This window comes from Nocardia neocaledoniensis, assembly GCF_029868625.1.
Classification (GTDB): domain Bacteria; phylum Actinomycetota; class Actinomycetes; order Mycobacteriales; family Mycobacteriaceae; genus Nocardia; species Nocardia neocaledoniensis_A.
Map to the genome: position 1 here is coordinate 1 of NZ_JARWOJ010000243.1, position 1,998 is coordinate 1,998.

Consider the following 1,998-nt stretch of genomic DNA (forward strand, 5'->3'; position numbering starts at 1 on the left):
ACTGATTCGCCATTGGGCGCGGATACACGGGTACGGGAATATCAACCCGTTGTCCATCGACTACGCCTGTCGGCCTCGCCTTAGGTCCCGACTCACCCTGGGCGGATTAACCTGGCCCAGGAACCCTTGGTCATTCGGCGGACGAGTTTCTCACTCGTCTTTCGCTACTCATGCCTGCATTCTCACTCCCGTAGCCTCCACCACTAGTTCACACTGTGACTTCCACGGCTACAGGACGCTCCCCTACCCATCCAGACGACTGGCCCGAAGGCGATCTAATGTCTGAATGCCGCGGCTTCGGCGGTGTACTTGAGCCCCGCTACATTGTCGGCGCAGGATCACTTGACCAGTGAGCTATTACGCACTCTTTCAAGGGTGGCTGCTTCTAAGCCAACCTCCTGGTTGTCTCAGCGACCCCACATCCTTTTCCACTTAGTACACGCTTAGGGGCCTTAGCCGGCGATCTGGGCTGTTTCCCTCTCGACTACGAAGCTTATCCCCCGCAGTCTCACTGCCACGCTCTCACACACCGGCATTCGGAGTTTGGCTGACTTCGGTAAGCTTGTGGGCCCCCTAGGCCATCCAGTAGCTCTACCTCCGGCGTGAAACACGTGACGCTGCACCTAAATGCATTTCGGGGAGAACCAGCTATCACGGAGTTTGATTGGCCTTTCACCCCTACCCACAGCTCATCCCCTCAGTTTTCAACCTAAGTGGGTTCGGGCCTCCACGACGTCTTACCGTCGCTTCACCCTGGCCATGGGTAGATCACTCCGCTTCGGGTCCATAATGTGCGACTAAAGAGCGCCCTATTCGGACTCGCTTTCGCTACGGCTACCCCACACGGGTTAACCTCGCCACACACCGATGACTCGCAGGCTCATTCTTCAAAAGGCACGCCATCACCCCACTGCAGAACAGAGGGCTTTGACGGATTGTAAGCGCACGGTTTCAGGTACTATTTCACTCCCCTCCCGGGGTACTTTTCACCTTTCCCTCACGGTACTAGTCCGCTATCGGTCACCAGGGAGTATTCAGGCTTACCGGGTGGTCCCGGCAGATTCACAGCAGATTTCACGGGCCCGCTGCTACTCGGGAGACATCCACGAGAGCCTAGGAATTTTCGTTTACCGGACTATCACCGTCTATGGCAGGCCGTTCCAGACCACTTCAACTAACACCTAGGTTTCTGACTCTCGCCCTGATCGGCAGATCAGAGAAGAATGTTCCCACTACCCCAGCAAGACAACGACTGCCGTCTATCACATCAAGCTGGTTTAGCCTCATCCGCTTTCGCTCGCCACTACTCACGGAATCACATGTTGTTTTCTCTTCCTGTGGGTACTGAGATGTTTCACTTCCCCACGTTCCCTCCACACACCCTATATATTCAGATGCGGGTAACACGACATCACTCGTGCTGGGTTTCCCCATTCGGAAATCCTCGGATCTCAGCTCGGTTGACAGCTCCCCGAGGCTTATCGCAGCCTCCTACGTCCTTCATCGGCTCCTGGTGCCAAGGCATCCACCGTACGCTCTTAAACACTTACTAACAAAGATGCTCGCGTCCACTGTGCAGTTCTCAAACAACACACCCACTCGCAACCATGTTCCGGGATTGACTCGGCTGACGCCGGCAATGTCTCGAAGATCCGAGTGGATCGTTTTTGCCTAGAAAGAACGCCTGTTCTTTCAGGACCCAATAGTGTGTCGGTATATCACCGCGGTCGAAGACTTTGCTCCGGCCATGATGCGATGAGTCAGTCAGTGTTCCACCCATGAGCGTCCGCAGACCTACGAATGAGGTCTAAACGGTCTCTGCCAGAGGCTATCTCGACTGTTCGAGACACCATCTGGAGAAGTGCTCCTTAGAAAGGAGGTGATCCAGCCGCACCTTCCGGTACGGCTACCTTGTTACGACTTCGTCCCAATCGCCGATCCCACCTTCGACGGCTCCCTCCACAAGGGTTAGGCCACCGGCTTCGGGTGTTACCGACT

Annotated in this window: 2 rRNA genes; both read right to left on the reverse strand. The window is 55.6% G+C overall.

Annotated elements, in window-relative coordinates:
- Window positions 1-1,552, reverse strand: a 23S ribosomal RNA gene (locus tag QH270_RS18960); the annotation flags it as partial.
- Window positions 1,553-1,872: 320 nt separating this feature from the next.
- Window positions 1,873-1,998 (reverse strand): 16S ribosomal RNA (locus QH270_RS18965); the annotation flags it as partial.